The following is a 16,803-nucleotide window of genomic DNA, read 5'->3' as shown; positions in this document are numbered from 1 at the left end:
GCTTAAACAGTGATTATCTCACTAATAAAATTCGCACGTAAGCCGTCTTTAAGTAACTAAAGAACAGCTCGATAGTTGCCGTTGGGTATAAAACTATAAACCCAACTCAGCAAACGTAACGTAAAATTAGCTTAACCAATTTAACTTGTAATTACAAGTGTAAAAACCAAAATTCGGCTTTTGTTTTTTATTGTAAAAATGTGAGCTTTTTTACAGTTTTAAAATTGCATTAGGCGTAAAAAGAATAGATGATACAAAACTCTGATTCTGAAATACCAAGCTTTTTATTCAAGTTAAAGTATTTAGATTCAAAAAACTACAAACTGTGCTGATGGCATATGTCAGGAGATCTTGAGTTTATTACCCAAGAGCATCATGTTTAATTTAATGAGCGATTTGAGTACTCATAAACTCATGGCTTATTTTGGCGATTAATATCAAAGTAATATCTAACTAAATATTTGAACCACTAAGTTGTAAAAACATAAGTAACAACCAACTATTATTGACAAAATAACTAAAAAATAAAAAGTATCTTACCTTACCAAAATGAATTTTAAATATATTGCTTAATTTATAGCTATTCAAACTTTGTGCTTATAACACCTTGTTTAAGGAGAAAAAATTATGAATGGAAAAGAGCCTCGTTCGAGAGAAAGTTCTAGCCCTAATTCTTCAAAGCGAGTTCCTGGAGATAGGAATCTACAAAAATGGGGATTTGATATTCACCCAGAAGTATTCTTTGTTTCGGCGGGACTAATTCTACTTTTTGTATTGGTAACTCTTATTTTTCAAAAACCAGCAGAAGCAGCCTTTAGCAGCTTACAAACCTTTATTGCTAATGCAATGGGTTGGTTTATGATTTTGGTGGTTAGTATCTACCTAAGCGTAGTTGTTATTCTGGCATTTAGTCGGTTTGGCAAAATCCGCCTTGGAGGACAAGATGCTCGCCCAGAGTTTCCCACCTTTGCCTGGATTGCCATGCTAATTAGCGCAGGGATGGGAATTGGACTGATGTTTTGGAGCGTTGCCGAACCAGTTTTTCACTTTCAGACTCCGCCGATTGGTGGAGTAAAGCCCGATACGGCAGCAGCGGCCCAGGAAGCGTTGGGGATTACCTTTTTTCACTGGGGACTTCATGCCTGGGGAGTATATGCGCTTGTTGGTCTGGCTTTGGCTTTCTTTGCCTATAATCGCGGATTACCCCTAACTATTCGTTCTGTATTTTATCCCCTGTTGGGCGATCGCATTTATGGTTGGTGGGGTAACGTAGTTGATATTTTAGCGGTAGCATCAACTTTGTTTGGGTTAGCCACTTCTTTGGGTTTGGGCGTACAGCAGGTTAACGCAGGACTAAATTTCTTGTTCGGACTGGCAGACAATACATCAGTTCAAGTTGCTTTAATTGCAATTATTACGGGTTTTGCCACCGCCTCGGTAGTATCTGGCTTGGATAGTGGCGTGCGCCGTTTGAGCGAACTGAATATGTTGCTAGCTGGTTTATTTATGGCGTTTGTACTGATAGCTGGACCAACATTATTCATTCTCGGCTCATTTGTGCAAACCCTTGGTTATTATATTGCCTCGCTGCCGACTCTTAGCCTTTGGACGGAGACTTTTGAGCAAACCGACTGGCAAAATAGCTGGACAGTATTTTACTGGGGTTGGTGGGTATCTTGGTCGCCTTTTGTTGGTATTTTTATCGCTCGCATCTCTAAGGGTAGAACTATACGGGAGTTTGTCTTAGGAGTTTTACTGCTACCTTCTTTACTGACTTTTTTATGGATGTCTACTTTTGGCGGTACGGCACTGTTTTTAGAACTGAATCAACCAGGGACAGCAATTACCCAAGCGGTTGAAGATAATGTAGCAACTGCCCTGTTTGTGATGTTACAGCAGTTGCCTCTAACCGCGATCACTTCTTTTATTGGCATTATCTTAGTAACCGTATTTTTTGTTACCTCTTCCGACTCAGGCTCGTTAGTGGTAGATAGCATAACCTCTGGAGGGAAATTAGATTCTCCTACTCCTCAAAGAGTATTTTGGGCAGTTACCGAAGGGGTAGTAGCAGCAGCTTTGCTTTTAGGCGGTGGCTTGCAGGCTCTACAAACTGCTTCTATTACTACAGGTTTACCTTTTGCGGTCGTGCTTTTGGTAATGTGTTTTAGTCTTTATCGTGGGCTGAATGAAGAAATGGCGATGCTTGAGGCGGAAGAGTTACAAGCAACTGAGATGAAAAAGAGTCTGGTTGTGAATAAGTAAGAAGTCAAAAGTCTAATGAATGAACTTTTACCGCCTTGGTCATTACTTACAACTTTTTTGGCTGCAAGCTTCGTTCTGGCTGTAACTCCTGGACCAGGCGTTTTCTATATTGTCACTCGCAGCCTAGCTCAAGGTAGGCGTTCAGGACTGGCTTCAGTTGCAGGGGTGGCGTTGGGCAACCTTGGCAATGCTATCGGTGCATCGGTGGGACTCGCTGCTGTATTTGCTGTGTCTTCGGTTGCGTTCACGATAGTTAAGTATGCAGGAGCTTTGTATCTAGTTTATCTTGGGATTCAAGTATTGCGTAGCGAAGCACGCGATGCGGAAGCATCGCCAGTCGTCGTAAGACGACGATCTGGGCTAACGCCCTGTCCGTCAGGCTTATTGCCTGAGTCGGAAGTAAGGAAAAAACTCAATTCTGCTCAACCCTGGAGGATTTTTCGAGATGGTTTTATTGTTGCCTTACTTAATCCCAAAACAGCTATTTTTTTTGCTGCTTTTCTGCCTCAATTTATGGAAACAACAACGCCCATGCTGCAAAGCGTGATGCTTGGTGCGTTATTCGTCGCTATAGCAGCAACAACCGATACTGTATATGCGTTAACTGCGGGTTCTATTGCCCCAACATTGGCACGGGCAAAGGGATTTCGCCAACTCGGACGTTATATGAGCGGTGGTGCATTTATTGGGCTAGGTATGATGACTGCCTTTGCTGGTCGTAGCAGCAAATAGCTATTTATGAGTGACTCAAAAAAATAATTATAATAAATACTGTAAATTATTGATTCGTAATGGTACAACAATTTGATGCGATCGTTCTTGGTGCTGGTGGGGTAGGTAGTGCTGCTGCTTACTATCTTGCTAAATCAGGACAAAAAGTTTTATTACTCGAACAATTTGAACTCAACCACCAACAAGGAAGTTCTTATGGCTTCTCGCGGGTAATTCGCTATACCTACGACAATCCGATCTATATTGAGCTAATGCGGGCTGCTTATCCTCTTTGGTTTGCCCTACAAGAAGAGGCTGGAGAGCAGCTTTATGTAAAGACAGGTGGTTTAGATTTTGGCTTTCCCAGTGAAGAAACATTCCAAAAGCTAAAGCAAAGTATGGATCGAGCGGGATTGGACTATGAATATTTAGAAAAAAAAGAAGTTGATCGGCGTTTTCCTCAGTTTAATTTAGATGATGGTATGGCAGCTTTGTTTCAGGCGGACACGGGATTGCTAAAAGCTTCTCGCTGTGTGCTGGCTCATGTTCGTTTGGCTCAAAAGTATGGGGCGACAGTTTGCGATCGCACTCCCGTGATTAAGATTATTCCTCATAGCGATCGTGTAGAAATAAAAACCGAAACCGAGACATATCTAGCAGAAAGACTCGTAATCACCGCAGGTAGTTGGTCAAAAGCCTTGTTAGCCGAACAAGGTATTAATCTACCGCTAAAAATTATGCCCTGTCAGCTAGGATTTTACCAACCAAAATCAGCAAAATTTAAGCCTGGAAACTTTCCCGTATTTTTTGCTCACATGAATGGCGAATACGGCGAAATGCCCTATGGTATTCCCCACGAAGATGAAAGCATTGGCGTAAAAGTAACAACCTTTTATGGCTGGCAAACTGTAGATCATCCCAGTGAGGTAGACTATACTCCCGATGAAGAGTGGGTAGAATATATCCGTAACTTTTCCCGTCAATATATTCCTGATGCAGCAGGGGAGACAATTTCTACTCGTCGCTGTCTTTATACCCTCACACCTGACAAACATTTTGTAGTCGATAACCATCCTAATTATCCCCACATAGCATTTGGGGCGGGCTTTTCTGGACACGGTTTTAAATTCACCACCCTAATGGGTAAGATGCTGGCGGAATTAGCTTTAAAAGGAAAAACTCAACATGACACTAGCTTGTTTAAGCTGTCTCGTTTTCAGCAGGTAGCCGTATAGGATTCACAAATTTCAATCTGACGATATAAAACTTTCTTAGAGAATATGCTGTCAATGACTATTAACATTCGACGGGCACAGGGTGGCGATGTCCAGGCGATCGCCACCCTTATCCACGATGCCTATTGCTCATATATCGAAAGAATAGGAAAACCTCCTGCACCAATGCTAGAAAACTATCAAGAAGTCATCGAAATGGATTACGTCTATGTAGCTGAAAAGCAAGACTCCATATTCGGCTTGATTGTCCTGAAGATAGTCAACTCAATTTTTCTTCTCGATAACATTGCCGTCCATCGAGATCATCAAAATAAAGGCATTGGCAAAATTCTTTTAGAAACCGCCGAAAATAAAGCTCTAGAATTGGGATTCAAGACGATTACGCTCTACACTCACGAAAAGATGACTGAGAATATCAGTTTGTATACACATATCGGCTATCGTGAAATTAGACGAGTTCGCGAAAACGGTTATGATCGCGTTTATATGTCCAAAAACCTTGATTAAAAATGTCGAAGTTGATTTTGATGGGTATATTCTCAAGTGCATTTTTCAGTTCGACTTTCCTATTAAATGAAGTGATGAGTTCGTCTGGCGGTCATTGGGTTTGGTCAGCATCCTTACGCTATGTTTTTATGGCTTTGATGTTGGTCGTAATTCTTTTTGTTCAGGGTGGGATTAATCGGATAAAAGACGTACTCAAGCTTTTTTTGTCAAACTGGCAGTTTTGGATTTTAAGCGGAAGTATTGGATTTGGGGCATTTTACGCACTTATCTGTTTTAGTGCCGACTTTTCACCAGGGTGGGTAATTGCTGCAACGTACCAGTTCACCACAGTCGCTACTCTCTTGGTGCTGATGTTGTTTGGTCGGTCATTTCCCAAAAGAGTCTGGATTTATGCATTAATTATCTTTGCTGGCGTATGTATGGTCAATTTATCCCGTATAGATGAATTTAATCTACGAGTGCTGGTGCTTGGAGGATTTCCCGTAATCATTGCAGCGTTCTGTTATCCGTTAGGCAATCAACTCGTTTGGGAAGCAAAACATGGAAGCCATAAAAGAGTTCCTAAGATTGACTCCCCTCTTTTAACTAATGTTTTCAATAAAGTTATGCTGTTAACCTTGGGATCTTTCCCTCTGTGGATAATTCTGATTCTAATTTCACAGCCACCCTTACCCAGCTATTCTCAACTATTGAATACGCTTTTAGTAGCTCTATTTTCAGGGATAATTGGTACCAGTATTTTTTTATATGCCAGGAATCTGGCTTCTAATTCAAGTCAAATAGCTGGCGTTGATGCAACCCAATCAAGTGAGGTTGTGTTTGCCTTAATTGGTGGCATGGTGTTCTTAGGCAAACCAATACCCAATATCATATCTACTATTGGTTTGTTTCTGATTTTAGGTGGGTTGATGATGTTCGTAAAATATTAAAAGGTTTAAACTATGCTTCATATAACATCAAATAAGATGCTGTGCTGAGATACAGTAATTATTTATCCCCATTCAAAGGAGAACTATTGCCTAGCGAATTCGAGCTTGGTGTTTTGTTTGGAGTAAGTAAAACTACAGTAAGAAAAGCGATCGCATAAGGTAGACAAACAAAGTTTATGCCCAGAAAAATTAGAGAGTTAAAAGCTCAAATTGCCCGTGAGGGATTTGTGTATCTACCCTAGCGTGGTAAAGGTAGTCATGAACGTTGGCGACACCCTTTGCTTGAGAAAACACTAACAATTCCAGGTAAAGATGGGAATGATGTACCACTTTACTTAGAAAAGCAGTTAGCTAAGTTATTAACTAAACTAGAAGAATTAAGAGAGGATAAAGATTCATGAACCAATACAGCATGATTGTTCAATGGAGTAATGAGGATCGACTCTTTCTAGTTACGATTCCAGAATTTGCCGATCGCGTTATCATGCCTTGTACTCATGGTAAAACTCGTGAAGAGGCAATTCGCCAAGCAGAAGAAGTAATTGAGATGTATTTAAAAGCTTGGCAAGCAGAAGACGAACCCATTCCCAAACCTAGTACGCTGCAAATTGCTTAAAATTATGATTTTGATGAGATAGAAGCGATCGCTTTTAATAATTTAACTTATTTAAAAATAAATCTTCTGCGATCGTTACTTTTACTATGGCAAAGCAGACTAAAAAACCACTGCATCGAATAATCTCAGAAAAGCTGAGAACCGAAATCGAAGCTGGAGTTTATTCCCCAGGAGAACTATTGCCTAGCGAATTCGATCTTGGTGCTTTGTTTGGAGTAAGTAGAACTACAGTCAGAAAAGCGATCGCCAATTTAATCAATCAAGGACTTGTATATACGCAGCAAGGAAAAGGTGCTTTTGTCAAACAGCAGCAAAAGATTAGCTTTTCCTTATCAAATCCCCTCACCTTTTTTAACGAAGATTTATCTCGACAAGGAATAACAGGTGAAATTTGTAATCTCAGTTTCCAACTTATTAAAGCTTCTTCAGAAATTTGCACTCAATTAGAATTATCTCAGCCTAAAACTGAGGTTTATCAACAGCAAAAAATTATTCTAGCAGACCGTCAGGCGATCGCTCTAGATATTTCCTATTTTCCAGTAGATATAGCAGAAAATCTGGCAGAATTATTGCAAATGGGCTTTACCTACGCTACTCTTCATCAATCTGGCTATTACTTAGCATCTACAGAAGTTGTTCTAGAAAGCACCCATGCCACATCTGATATTGCCGAACATCTTCAAGTACCTTTAGGCACTCCAATTTTAGTCTATCGTTATGTTGCTTATGGGAAGAAGCAACAACCTTTAGTTTGCGGTGAAACCCTTTCACGCGCAGATCGCACTTGCTACTCAGTATCATTAAAAAACAAGATTTAGGATTTTAATAGAGAAAAAATGAATAATCAACAATATGAAATCGCTCAATTAAATCAGATGTCTCAAGGGTCGTTTACTGCTGCTTTGGGCGAGATTTGGGAAGAAACGCCTGAAATTGCCAACCAAACATGGCACAGCAGACCTTTTAAAGATATTGATGCTTTGTATCAAGCTATGGTTGCAGTAGTAAATAATATGAGTGAGGCTGAACAAGTAGCATTAATCAAAGCTCACCCCGACTTAGGTAGTAAAACGAAGATGGCAGAAGCTTCGGTACAAGAGCAAGCAGGAGTTGGCTTAGCTCGCTTATCCGAGTCAGAATATCAGCGTTTTCAATCTCTCAATCAGGCTTATAAAGATAAGTTCAATTTTCCTTTTATTATTGCAGTTAAAAACCAAACTAAAGATAGTATTTTAAAAGCTTTTGAAACTCGTTTAAAAAATACTCCAGAACAAGAAAAACAGCAGGCTTTATCAGAAATTAGTAAAATTGCTCAACTTCGTCTAGAAACATTAACAAAATAAGCATATAAACACTTTAAAAACATGAAGCATATCAATCCACCAGAACTTGGAGATTCATCTGGCTATGGATATACTCAAGCTGTTATTGTGCCATCTGGTTCAAACTTAGTTTATATAGCAGGACAAGGCGGGGCAGACAAAAACGGCAATTATGGTAGTTTTGCCGAGCAATTAGAACAATCATTTGCTAATTTACAAATAGCACTTACCGCAGTGGGTGCTACTCCAGAAGACGTGGTAAAGATTACCATTCTTTCAGTCGATCACGATGAAGATAAACTACGCTTAATCTCTGCCAAGAGAAATTCTTTCTGGTCAAGTCAGAAGCCAGCTAGTACTCTAATTCCCGTACCTAGACTAGCAGACGATAAAATGTTGTTTGAGATTGATGCAGTAACAGTAATTCCTAATTCTTAAGAGGTTTTTAAAATGTCATTACCCATCATTCTTCATCCAGGAGAAGGACAGTCGGTAACAATTGGTACGAGTAACTGTACTTTTAAGCTGACAGGAAAGGATACTCATGGTCACTTTGGACTATTTGAATATACCTTAGAGCCAGAAACCGAAGGTCCAAGTCCTCATATACACAAACAGATGACCGAGATCTTTTATGTTGTGGAAGGGGAACTAGAATTGGTGCTAGGTCAACAGAAAATAACCGCTGTCTCAGGAAGTTTGATGAGCGTGCCAGAAAACACGCCTCATGGTTTTTCCAATCGTAGTGCGAAAAGAGCTAAGTTCTTAATTATGTTTTGTCCCGCAGATTCGCGAGAGCAATATTTTATCGGCTTGGCAGAATTGAAAAAAGATGGACGACAACCCAGTCAAGAAGAACTATTGGAATTAATGCAAAAATTTGACCAATATCCAGCCTCTTAAACCCTGCCCACTTTGAAAACTGGAGTTTTATTCAAAAAGTATAAAGTATTGAGGTCAAGTTTCTTTGTCCAAATGAACAAGAAGGATAAGAGCTATGTCTATCAACGCATTCTCTACTATGACGGCGCGATCGCTTTTCTGTAAATTAGCTACACTAGAAAATGTTTATTCGTAGTGAGTCCACATTCTTAAATATCGAACCTTTATCCGCTAAAATTTGCAGCTTAATTATATTATTTAGTATCTTCTTGATAAACTGAACCGTTAGGCATAATTGCGCCTTTGAACATTCTAGACTTGTTGTAATTCATTCCTAAATCGGGAAGGGTCGCATTTGACAAATTTGCCTGTTGAAAACTTGCTAGACCTAATCGCGAGTAGCTGAGGTTCGCTTCTTGTAAATTAGCTCCCTGTAAGTTGGCGTGAGTAAGTCTAGCATAGCTAAGATTCGCTTTCTGTAAGTCTGTTTGCGATAGATTTGCACTGGATAAACTAGCTTTAACTAGTTGAGCTTTTTTGAAAGATACTTTAAAAAATTCTGCATGGTCGAAGTCGGTGTTATTTAGATTGGCGTTTTCAAAAGAAACCTCGATGAATTTTGTAGCTCTAAAACTTAATCCACTCAAATCTCGACCGTCAAAGTTTTCTTGGTAAATAACCTTACCTCTTAGATCTACAGTTTTGATGTCTACCTTACTAAAATCTAAAGGATATTCCCCAGAAGGATATTCCCCAGCTCGAATCATACCTGCCTTTGATGGTTCAAACTGAGCGGGAAAATTTGTATCTCCATTTTCTATACTTTCCTTCTCAAACATTCTTGCTTTAGTGTATCTTGCCTGATATAGATTAGTGTCTGATAAATCAGCACCTTGTAGGTTTGCTCCTTGCAACTCAACATCTCGCAAATTAGCACCGCTTAAGTTTGCACCGCTTAAATTCACTCTCTTAAGAGAAGCCGATAAACTTACATAACAACTGGTGGGTGGTCCAATATAACCATTTGCTCCCGCACCATAATTCCCATCGAACCAGCTAAACTGAGTGTTGCCAAGATTAGCATTCCTTAAATCAGCATCATCTAAAACGGCTTTAACTAAATAAGATCCCGACAGAAAATAATCATCGGCACCTTTTAAATCGGCACCTTTTAAATCGGCATCTCCCAAATAGCAATTAGTACATTTTTTGGTTTTGAGTAAACGTTTAAGATGTCTTTGATTGGTAGTCTGTTTACTTGTGCAGTCTAGGAATATTCCCTGGCATCCCGCAAGAAGAGGAAATAAGGAGAAAATAATAGTTAAGGTTTTTAATTGCATTTTTAATTTGACTCAAATGCTCATAAATAGCTTTACGAGAATAATCATCAATACTTAATTTTTTCTTTTATAACATTCCTTACAAGCAATTAAATCCTTTGCGCCTTTGCGTCTTTGCGAGAAACTAATCCCAGCCACACAAAACACCATAAATACCCCAGATAGCCATCGCTCTTAAATAGTGACTGGCTCTAAAAGTACCAACTGCTGTTATGGCTTCAGGAGTACGAAACTGTAAGCCATTTTCATATACTTGCTTAACCACGGTTTCTGTTAGCTTAAAGGCTTCTTCTTTCATGTCCATTTGCAGCATAAAAGCAGCTAAACCAAAGTTGATTCCCGTCCATACTTCTAAAGGATGGGTATCATCGGGGTTGACGGGACTACCATCAGGTAATACACCATTAGCTGCACCGTATTTGCCATCATGGAACTTAAGAAAACAAGAATCGTATATTTTGTTAAGAGTAGATTTGGTATATTGTTCTTCTACTACGTCGGGTAAACCTAATAAACGAGCATAAAACTGTCCACAGAGTTGATCTGCCATGACTACATCTGAGCCACTTTCGGTATCGAGACGATAGTATTCACCATTCCAAAGAGCATCATGATAAAGCGATCGCGCTTGATGTAACCAGCTACGATAGGTATCAACTGCATTTTCTATACCTGCGGGAAAATCTGAAGGTTGCAGGTTAGGATTTGTCGGTGGGTTGGCAATTAATATTTCGCCGATTTTGATAGCTGCTTCTAAGGCTGCTATCCACAAACCACCGCAGTAGGCACTAATACCCTTTAATCTCCAGTCATCAAAGGTCTGATCGGGTGCGCCAGAGTTTTCGGGGATGCCATCGCGATCGCGGTCAAATTTCTTTAGATATGCCAAGGTTTGAGTAATACTGTCCCAACATTCCCAAAGGAAGTTAATATCTGCGCCATCGGTTAGGACATAATCTCGATATACCTGCAAGACAAAATCACTGGGTAAGTCTTTCCATTGGTTGCAATCTTGATAAGAAGTATAGTTAGCTTCTTCCCAAGGATGTTCGTTGGGTGCGCCAAGGTCATGGGGAGTTGCACCACCTTCTTTTCTAATAGCACTTGAGCCATCGTAACCTACTATGCGGGGTGTATTATCGTGATGGGGAATAGTTCTAGCAAAAGCTTCTAAGACGGATTTATCGAGGCGCGACCAGAGCATCATTAGACCAAATGAGCCGTATAGACGCACATCTAGGCTTTCGTACCAGCGATAGTCCATACATTCCAAGATCCCAAACTGTCCTACAGGGTCGTTTTCTGTGGCTGCCGTCCAGAGAGTCCCACCGTCTGCCAGTAAATATAGCTCGTTAAACAGTGCCATTTTAAACCAGTCGGGTAAGTCATCCCGTTGCAAAATAGGTTTTTGCCAAGCTGCTATTTTCTCTTTCCATAAGTCACCGTGTTTGAGAGAAGTCCTGACCATACTCCAGGCATTTTTACCGTTGCGCCCAAAAAAGTCTGTATAGCGACGAAAATAGTTAATTCCCTGCTTAAATTCGGTAACAGGCAAGTCCCAAGCTAAAGTAAAAGGAATTTGCTTAGTTTTTCCTGGTTTAATTGTAAACCGAATGGCGATCGCACAGGCAATTTGTTCCCCAGGATCGGCGGGAGTTTCGTCTTGCTGGTCAGGTAATGAACCGTCGGCTGCAAAGTAATCCCAAACTTCTGAACCATTCCCGTCAGGATTCCAGCGACTGAGATAAAATACTTCTAGACTAGGATTAAATACAGATGCGATCGCAATTTGTCCATCTCCTTCCTGTACCTCCTCATGTGCCTGGACTCGATTCAGCAAGCAACCGACTCGATAATTATCCTCAATCCATTCGTTATAGTTACCCGTACTGTCTCGCCATTTTGGTTGATATTCATATTCTGGACTACCATCATCTCGCACCTTGACTGTTGGCGATTTAATCGCATTAGTAAACCAGCCGATAACATTCTGCCAAGTGAGCATAATACTCAGGGTTATCGGCTTATCTGTTGGATTATGCACCGTCCAGTCAAAGTTAACTATCGGATAGCTAGACTCTTGATAATTTTCTGCCCAAATTGGTGAAAACTGTTCACAGGTAAGATCCGCAGCAAATACACCTTCATATTCAAACCAACTGCGAGGATATAGCGCACCGTAAGTCCCCTTTGACTGCGGATACCAAGACCAACGAGACAAGGTATCATCTTCTGGGGCTTCCGTACACAAAGCATAAGCCTGAGTCGCTGATTCTGTCTGTTCAAAAATACTAAACTGACAGGCAGGTAAAGACTTGAAGATATGCTCTCCTCCATCTAAATGCCAAAGATTAAAATCCCCTTTAGTGGATCTCCCAATACAGCCTGCACCCATTCCACCCAAAGGCATTCCGTGCCAAGGGCCATCATCCAGATTACTTGCATAGCGAACAGTATAGGGTTTTGACCATCCTTTTCCTATAGGACGTTGCCAAGCACAATGAGGAATCTGAGAGTTAGGTGTCATGTACTTAAATAAGTAATTAAGCAAAATTCAGGATAACAGTTAAATCCTTGATTAACCAGAAACCCCACAAATATTATTTAGAAATATATCTTCTGCTGCTTGACTTGCTTAACCGCGATCGCACTTTTAACTAAAAACTAGCGCATGATCGGACTACCATGATGTTGAACTAGATACCATTTTTGTGCCATCTTCTGAAAGATGTTGGTTGCTATTGATTGTGCTTTTAGTTTTCTGCCTCGGCTCGACTGCAACACGGTTTCGCGGACTACTATATAAGCAATAGCTTGATCGACTTCGACCTTAATAACTTCTACATCAATTTCTATTGAATCAGTGTTGCTAAAAATAGATTTCCAAGAAGCTTGAATTGTATCCCATCCCACCAGCATCCCGCCTCCAGGATGAATACACAAACTGGACGAACCTTGCCACCACAAACGGTTCATGTTTCCCAGTTCTTTGCTGGAAAAGGCATCGTAAAAGGCTTGATTGGCAGCTAATACTGCTTCTTGGTCTGGTGAATTAGTCATGAAATTTTACAACCGAGAAAAGATCTTTTAAAGAAATGGCGATCGCTATAATTAATGCAGTGCTTAAGCAAGTAAGTATTTACTCATTTACATTTTCAAGTGCATTATCAAGTAACATTATGACGATATCTGCTTTACTTCTACCTGCTTTAGCTGCAAGAATAGACAATTTTCGGTGTATTGATTCTTTCAAGTCAATAGTAAAACCCTTAGTTCCCTCTTTTGCTTCAACCTGTAGTTTTTCTTCGATAGGTGCAATGGGTGTTGATTCCTCTTCGACACCTAATTCAATATCTGGTGTGGGTGCTGCTCCTGTTTGGGGTTTATCTCCGCCAAAGACAAATTCTGAAGCTAGAGAATCATCAAGTGGCTTGCGTTGTTTTTTGGTCATGGTAGTTGCTCGATCGATTCTTTTCTTTAAATAATTTTTTGTATTTTGATGCAGATTCACTAGCCAGTCTTCCTGGTATGTCCCAGACTGTAGCCCATTGTCCCGAAGTAACAGCGATCGCCTGTTTCTGATGAATTACTGTATTATTATATTATTTACTTAATTTAATACTTAAATAATTATTTAAAAATCGCAACTACAGTAACTCGTAAAACTACAAAATTAATCATGTCCTTTGTTAAGTGAGATGGATACGGATGAGTCGGTGAGAAAGATCGAGCAATTGATAAGATAATCTATCAAGGGGGCATTTTTATTTCATTCCCTGAAAAATGATGAATACTTTAGAGAAATTCCAGATAACTCGACAAGGGAAAACTAGTACCGATGAAGCATTAAAACTCTTTGATGAATTGGATACTGTGGATTTAAAGTTCATGATGGGTAGATGGAAAGGATCTGGCTTTCACACCAATCATCCGATGGACGGTTTATTAGAGACTATTGGTTGGTACGGAAAAGAATTTGTCTCGGCAGATTCGGTTCATCCTTTACTATTCTCTGATGGCAACAAGATTTTTAAGGTAGATCTAAATCCTACCGCCACGAATCTGGGACTCAACATATCTATTCCCAAAAACGATGCGCTAAAACCGTTTTATAGTTTGACGCTCAAAATGTTCAAAACCGAAGAAAGTAAAGCCAGAGTTCGGATGATGGAACATCGAGGCAAAGTAAGCGCAACTATGATCTATGACTACCTGCCAATTAATGACATTTTTAGAAAGGTGAATGAAAATACGGTGTTGGGTTTGATGGATTTTAAAGCAATGCAACAACCATTCTTTTTCGTCTTGGACAGATCCATTTAGACTGATAGTCATTTTAAATAGCAACCAGTTGGTTTTGGGAAAAAGTAACGAGTAACAATTAGCATTTAACCTAGTTATCAATACAAAACTACCATAAGCAAACTAGATAGAATGACTATAAAAGATTATTCACAGGCTTTTGTGGCGACATGAGATGAGAATTTTTGCTCAATAACTGAAAACTAGGCGATCGCCTTTCTGAACTGTTAATTAATGTTGAAATTGATAAAGACAAATGGCGTTGCTGATTGAAAATATGAAACCGAACAGTAATCTGCTCGTAGTTTTTAGTTTTTAGTTGTCCTGCCAATTGGTTTAGTTGTCTAAAAAACAGAATCATACCTCGATTCAGCAACGCCATACAAATAAGTACGGAAGTTATTTAACCTTCAAGCTTCTAACTTTCGCCCTTTATGCCGATTAAATATAATAATGCCATACGAGTTGATACACCGCTTGCCACCTGTTGAGGAATGAGGCTCAAGCTAGGATCGTCCATTAGGTCTGAGGTTATTTCTACGCCGCGATTTGTTGGACCAGGATGAAGTACTTTAACATTAGGATTACATATTTTTAGGCGATCGCGTGTAATCCCAAACAGTTGATGATATTCTCGTAAGCTGGGAATAAAATTCGCCGTCATTCGTTCTTTTTGTAACCGCAACGTCATCACAAAATCAGCGTTTTCTAGGGCGGGGTTTAATTCCCAATGGAGAAATAATTTACCCTGACGCTGTTGGTTTACCATTGCTAAAAAGGCTTTAGGTAGAAGGGTAGGAGGTGCTGCTAAGTGAACTTCTGCTCCTGCTGTGGTTAGGCTATAGATATTAGAACGGGCTACTCTAGAATGAAGAATATCACCGACGATCGCAATTTTTTTACCTGCTAATAATTCTAAACGAGGATTATCGGCATCTAAGACAGAAGTAAGGGTAAATAGATCCAGCAAAGCCTGAGAAGGATGTTGATGTAAACCATCTCCTGCATTGAGTATGGTTACTCCTGAATTTAGGCGATCCATCTCCATGGCGATCGCCTGAGGCACACCAGCTTCTTGATGGCGAATCACCATGATGTCCGCACCCATTGCTAGATATGTTTTTGCCGTATCTAAGATTGTTTCCCCTTTGCTGAGGGAAGAATTACCAGGAGAAAAATTTAAAATATCAGCGGATAACCTTTTGGCTGCTAATTCAAAACTACTACGAGTGCGGGTAGAAGGTTCAAAAAACATATTTGCCACAACTCTACCCTGAAGCGCAGGAACTTTTTTAGTTCTCCCTGAGAGTACTTTTTGAAAGCTAGCTGCGGTTTGTAATACAATCTCGTATTCTGCTGCCGTAAAATCAATTAAAGACAGGATATGTCTTCTTGTCCAAGTGCTAATTACCATATCAGTTATGACTCGCGCATTTTCTTGCTAAGTCAGCATTCCCAAGTCCGCGTGGCTTCCCGTTTAGGAGTCCCCGTGCTGTTCCGTTTAGGAACAGCTTACCGCCGACGCGGGGTCGCTCGTTGACATTAATTGAGCAACAGCAAATTTAAATTGACAAAACACCGATCGGATTATCAGGTTATCTAAACTAAAAACTTGCTGATACTATGCTTTTACATAAAACTAGGTCGATGACGAATTAAATTAAGAAATTCTTCACGAGTTTTCTGTTCATCTTGAAATACGCCTAACATAGCACTAGTTACTGTCCAAGATCCAGGCTTTTGCACTCCACGCATGGACATACACATATGAGTCGCTTCCATAACCACGGCAACTCCCTGGGGTTCTAATGTTTCTTTAATTGCCTCAGCAATTTGGCGAGTAAGACGCTCTTGTACCTGTAAACGACGAGCATACATTTCGACAATACGGGCAAGCTTGCTTAGACCGACTACTTTTTGATTAGGAATATACGCTACGTGCGCTCTACCCATAAAGGGCAGCATATGATGCTCACAGAGACTAAAGAAGTTGATGTCCCTGACCAAGACCATTTCATTATGTCCTTCGTCAAAAATGGCATCATTAACCAGGGTTTCTAAAGATTGGTTATAGCCACTAGTCAAGTATTCCATTGCTTCAGCTACTCGCTTAGGAGTTTTGAGTAATCCTTCTCGCTGTGGATCTTCGCCGACACACTCTAACATTGTATAAACTGCTTCCATCATTTTTTCTTTGGCAGCTTCAGATTTTGCTTTTATTTGAGCAGCTTTGCCATTATGGGTATTGCGATCGGGTCTACTAGTAATCTGCTCTCGCAAACTTGATTTTAATGGGTTAGAAGCATTATTGTTAAAAGATTCTGAACTACTAGAACCGTTAGAAGAAACTGTTGTCATAATTAATTAATGCGAGTAAAACTCTGTCCTCTTGCTACTAAATTTAGTAAGGCGGCTTTTATGTATGAAGATTCATGCAGAACCTCGACAATAACCTCAACAGCGGAGTGGAACAAGCTCCCTAAACGGGAGCGTTTCCTCCGCTCAACGGGGGAAACCCCCCTTCGGGTTCGTGCCTTTGCTCAACGGAGGGAACCTCCGCAACGCAACTGCCTCACCGCAACGGGCGAGTGGAATATGCTCTCGCGGACTCTCTGTCCGCCGCCGTTGCAAAGCAACGTCGAGGCTCGATAGAGCCTGAGAGCATCGGGAAGCATTCCCTTGCGCCCTACGGCGACG

19 protein-coding genes and 1 pseudogene are annotated in these 16,803 nt (G+C 40.3%); 13 read left to right on the top strand and 7 right to left on the bottom strand.

Annotated features, from left to right (window positions below; genetic code table 11):
- Positions 1-627 precede the first annotated feature (627 nt).
- From SLP02_RS03725 to SLP02_RS03675, 12 genes and pseudogenes are all read left to right on the top strand, one after another.
- Complete coding sequence (locus SLP02_RS03725) at positions 628-2,262, top strand: BCCT family transporter (RefSeq protein WP_319419307.1); 1,635 nt, start codon at positions 628-630, stop codon at positions 2,260-2,262.
- A 15-nt stretch (positions 2,263-2,277) separates the two neighbouring features.
- The gene (locus tag SLP02_RS03720; protein ID WP_319419306.1) at positions 2,278-2,994 is read left to right on the top strand and encodes a LysE family translocator; all 717 of its coding nucleotides are present in this window, start codon (positions 2,278-2,280) and stop codon (positions 2,992-2,994) included.
- Between the two features lie 59 nt (positions 2,995-3,053).
- Positions 3,054-4,208 carry an N-methyl-L-tryptophan oxidase gene (gene solA, locus SLP02_RS03715; protein ID WP_319419305.1) on the top strand — a complete coding sequence of 385 codons (1,155 nt, stop codon included), beginning with the start codon at positions 3,054-3,056 and terminating at the stop codon, positions 4,206-4,208.
- 54 nt (positions 4,209-4,262) lie between these two features.
- Positions 4,263-4,715, top strand: coding sequence for a GNAT family N-acetyltransferase (locus SLP02_RS03710; protein WP_319419304.1), 453 nt, complete (start codon positions 4,263-4,265; stop codon positions 4,713-4,715).
- A gap of 74 nt (positions 4,716-4,789) precedes the next feature.
- On the top strand, positions 4,790-5,644 hold the full coding sequence (locus SLP02_RS03705; RefSeq protein ID WP_319423648.1) for a DMT family transporter: 855 nt from the start codon (positions 4,790-4,792) through the stop codon (positions 5,642-5,644).
- Positions 5,645-5,685: 41 nt separating this feature from the next.
- Complete coding sequence (locus SLP02_RS26465; protein WP_413467095.1) at positions 5,686-5,802, top strand: GntR family transcriptional regulator; 117 nt, start codon at positions 5,686-5,688, stop codon at positions 5,800-5,802.
- Positions 5,803-5,820: 18 nt separating this feature from the next.
- A pseudogene (locus tag SLP02_RS03700) lies at positions 5,821-6,045 on the top strand (type II toxin-antitoxin system HicA family toxin).
- A complete protein-coding gene (locus tag SLP02_RS03695; RefSeq protein WP_319419303.1) occupies positions 6,042-6,260 on the top strand; it encodes a type II toxin-antitoxin system HicB family antitoxin in 219 nt (72 codons plus the stop codon). Before SLP02_RS03700 ends, SLP02_RS03695 begins: the two are co-directional and overlap by 4 nt.
- A gap of 86 nt (positions 6,261-6,346) precedes the next feature.
- Positions 6,347-7,078: a GntR family transcriptional regulator gene (locus SLP02_RS03690; protein ID WP_319419302.1), complete on the top strand. Its 732-nt coding sequence runs from the start codon at positions 6,347-6,349 to the stop codon at positions 7,076-7,078.
- Positions 7,079-7,096: 18 nt separating this feature from the next.
- A complete protein-coding gene (gene uraD / locus SLP02_RS03685) occupies positions 7,097-7,603 on the top strand; it encodes a 2-oxo-4-hydroxy-4-carboxy-5-ureidoimidazoline decarboxylase (RefSeq protein ID WP_319419301.1) in 507 nt (168 codons plus the stop codon).
- A 21-nt stretch (positions 7,604-7,624) separates the two neighbouring features.
- On the top strand, positions 7,625-8,020 hold the full coding sequence (locus SLP02_RS03680) for a RidA family protein (protein ID WP_319419300.1): 396 nt from the start codon (positions 7,625-7,627) through the stop codon (positions 8,018-8,020).
- Between the two features lie 12 nt (positions 8,021-8,032).
- Positions 8,033-8,485 (top strand): cupin domain-containing protein, encoded by a 453-nt coding sequence (locus SLP02_RS03675; protein WP_319419299.1) that lies wholly within the window; start codon positions 8,033-8,035, stop codon positions 8,483-8,485.
- A gap of 233 nt (positions 8,486-8,718) precedes the next feature.
- On the opposite strand, the gene SLP02_RS03670 is transcribed toward SLP02_RS03675, so the two are convergent.
- The 4 genes from SLP02_RS03670 to SLP02_RS03655 all read right to left on the bottom strand — a co-directional run bounded on the left by SLP02_RS03670 (position 8,719) and on the right by SLP02_RS03655 (position 13,255).
- Positions 8,719-9,804, bottom strand: a complete 1,086-nt coding sequence (locus SLP02_RS03670) for a pentapeptide repeat-containing protein (RefSeq protein WP_319419298.1) — start codon at positions 9,802-9,804, stop codon at positions 8,719-8,721.
- A gap of 124 nt (positions 9,805-9,928) precedes the next feature.
- Positions 9,929-12,331, bottom strand: a complete 2,403-nt coding sequence (locus SLP02_RS03665) for a GH116 family glycosyl hydrolase (RefSeq protein WP_319419297.1) — start codon at positions 12,329-12,331, stop codon at positions 9,929-9,931.
- 137 nt (positions 12,332-12,468) lie between these two features.
- Entirely contained in the window at positions 12,469-12,864 is a 396-nt protein-coding gene (locus SLP02_RS03660; protein WP_319419296.1) for a nuclear transport factor 2 family protein, read from the bottom strand.
- Between the two features lie 79 nt (positions 12,865-12,943).
- Complete coding sequence (locus tag SLP02_RS03655) at positions 12,944-13,255, bottom strand: hypothetical protein (protein ID WP_319419295.1); 312 nt, start codon at positions 13,253-13,255, stop codon at positions 12,944-12,946.
- Positions 13,256-13,590: 335 nt separating this feature from the next.
- On the opposite strand from SLP02_RS03655, the gene SLP02_RS03650 reads away from it, so the two are divergent.
- A complete protein-coding gene (locus SLP02_RS03650; RefSeq protein ID WP_413467319.1) occupies positions 13,591-14,127 on the top strand; it encodes a DUF4334 domain-containing protein in 537 nt (178 codons plus the stop codon).
- A gap of 115 nt (positions 14,128-14,242) precedes the next feature.
- Here the strand turns inward: SLP02_RS03650 and SLP02_RS03645 are convergent, their stop codons facing one another.
- The 3 genes from SLP02_RS03645 to folE form a co-directional block, all read right to left on the bottom strand.
- Positions 14,243-14,467, bottom strand: a complete 225-nt coding sequence (locus SLP02_RS03645; RefSeq protein ID WP_319419293.1) for a hypothetical protein — start codon at positions 14,465-14,467, stop codon at positions 14,243-14,245.
- A 57-nt stretch (positions 14,468-14,524) separates the two neighbouring features.
- Positions 14,525-15,520, bottom strand: coding sequence for an aspartate carbamoyltransferase catalytic subunit (locus SLP02_RS03640; RefSeq protein ID WP_319419292.1), 996 nt, complete (start codon positions 15,518-15,520; stop codon positions 14,525-14,527).
- 215 nt (positions 15,521-15,735) lie between these two features.
- Positions 15,736-16,464 (bottom strand): GTP cyclohydrolase I FolE, encoded by a 729-nt coding sequence (folE, locus tag SLP02_RS03635; protein ID WP_413467094.1) that lies wholly within the window; start codon positions 16,462-16,464, stop codon positions 15,736-15,738.
- Between the last annotated feature and the right edge of the window lie 339 nt (positions 16,465-16,803).

Origin of the sequence: Pleurocapsa sp. FMAR1 (assembly GCF_963665995.1) — a bacterium.
Lineage (GTDB): Bacteria > Cyanobacteriota > Cyanobacteriia > Cyanobacteriales > Xenococcaceae > Waterburya.
This window is presented reverse-complemented; position numbering and strand designations above follow the sequence as displayed.

Bases quoted from the DNA above. Each gene is read 5' to 3' on its own strand.
- folE (WP_413467094.1), bottom strand. From the start codon at position 16,464: ATGACAACAGTTTCTTCTAACGGTTCTAGTAGTTCAGAATCTTTTAAC.
- SLP02_RS03650 (WP_413467319.1), top strand. From the start codon at position 13,591: ATGAATACTTTAGAGAAATTCCAGATAACTCGACAAGGGAAAACTAGT.
- SLP02_RS03670 (WP_319419298.1), bottom strand. From the start codon at position 9,804: ATGCAATTAAAAACCTTAACTATTATTTTCTCCTTATTTCCTCTTCTT.
- SLP02_RS03710 (WP_319419304.1), top strand. From the start codon at position 4,263: ATGACTATTAACATTCGACGGGCACAGGGTGGCGATGTCCAGGCGATC.
- SLP02_RS03695 (WP_319419303.1), top strand. From the start codon at position 6,042: ATGAACCAATACAGCATGATTGTTCAATGGAGTAATGAGGATCGACTC.
- SLP02_RS03680 (WP_319419300.1), top strand. From the start codon at position 7,625: ATGAAGCATATCAATCCACCAGAACTTGGAGATTCATCTGGCTATGGA.
- SLP02_RS03725 (WP_319419307.1), top strand. From the start codon at position 628: ATGAATGGAAAAGAGCCTCGTTCGAGAGAAAGTTCTAGCCCTAATTCT.
- solA (WP_319419305.1), top strand. From the start codon at position 3,054: ATGGTACAACAATTTGATGCGATCGTTCTTGGTGCTGGTGGGGTAGGT.
- SLP02_RS03675 (WP_319419299.1), top strand. From the start codon at position 8,033: ATGTCATTACCCATCATTCTTCATCCAGGAGAAGGACAGTCGGTAACA.
- SLP02_RS03690 (WP_319419302.1), top strand. From the start codon at position 6,347: ATGGCAAAGCAGACTAAAAAACCACTGCATCGAATAATCTCAGAAAAG.
- SLP02_RS03705 (WP_319423648.1), top strand. From the start codon at position 4,790: ATGAGTTCGTCTGGCGGTCATTGGGTTTGGTCAGCATCCTTACGCTAT.
- SLP02_RS03645 (WP_319419293.1), bottom strand. From the start codon at position 14,467: ATGATTCTGTTTTTTAGACAACTAAACCAATTGGCAGGACAACTAAAA.
- SLP02_RS03655 (WP_319419295.1), bottom strand. From the start codon at position 13,255: ATGACCAAAAAACAACGCAAGCCACTTGATGATTCTCTAGCTTCAGAA.
- SLP02_RS03720 (WP_319419306.1), top strand. From the start codon at position 2,278: ATGAATGAACTTTTACCGCCTTGGTCATTACTTACAACTTTTTTGGCT.
- uraD (WP_319419301.1), top strand. From the start codon at position 7,097: ATGAATAATCAACAATATGAAATCGCTCAATTAAATCAGATGTCTCAA.
- SLP02_RS03660 (WP_319419296.1), bottom strand. From the start codon at position 12,864: ATGACTAATTCACCAGACCAAGAAGCAGTATTAGCTGCCAATCAAGCC.
- SLP02_RS03640 (WP_319419292.1), bottom strand. From the start codon at position 15,520: ATGGTAATTAGCACTTGGACAAGAAGACATATCCTGTCTTTAATTGAT.
- SLP02_RS03665 (WP_319419297.1), bottom strand. From the start codon at position 12,331: ATGACACCTAACTCTCAGATTCCTCATTGTGCTTGGCAACGTCCTATA.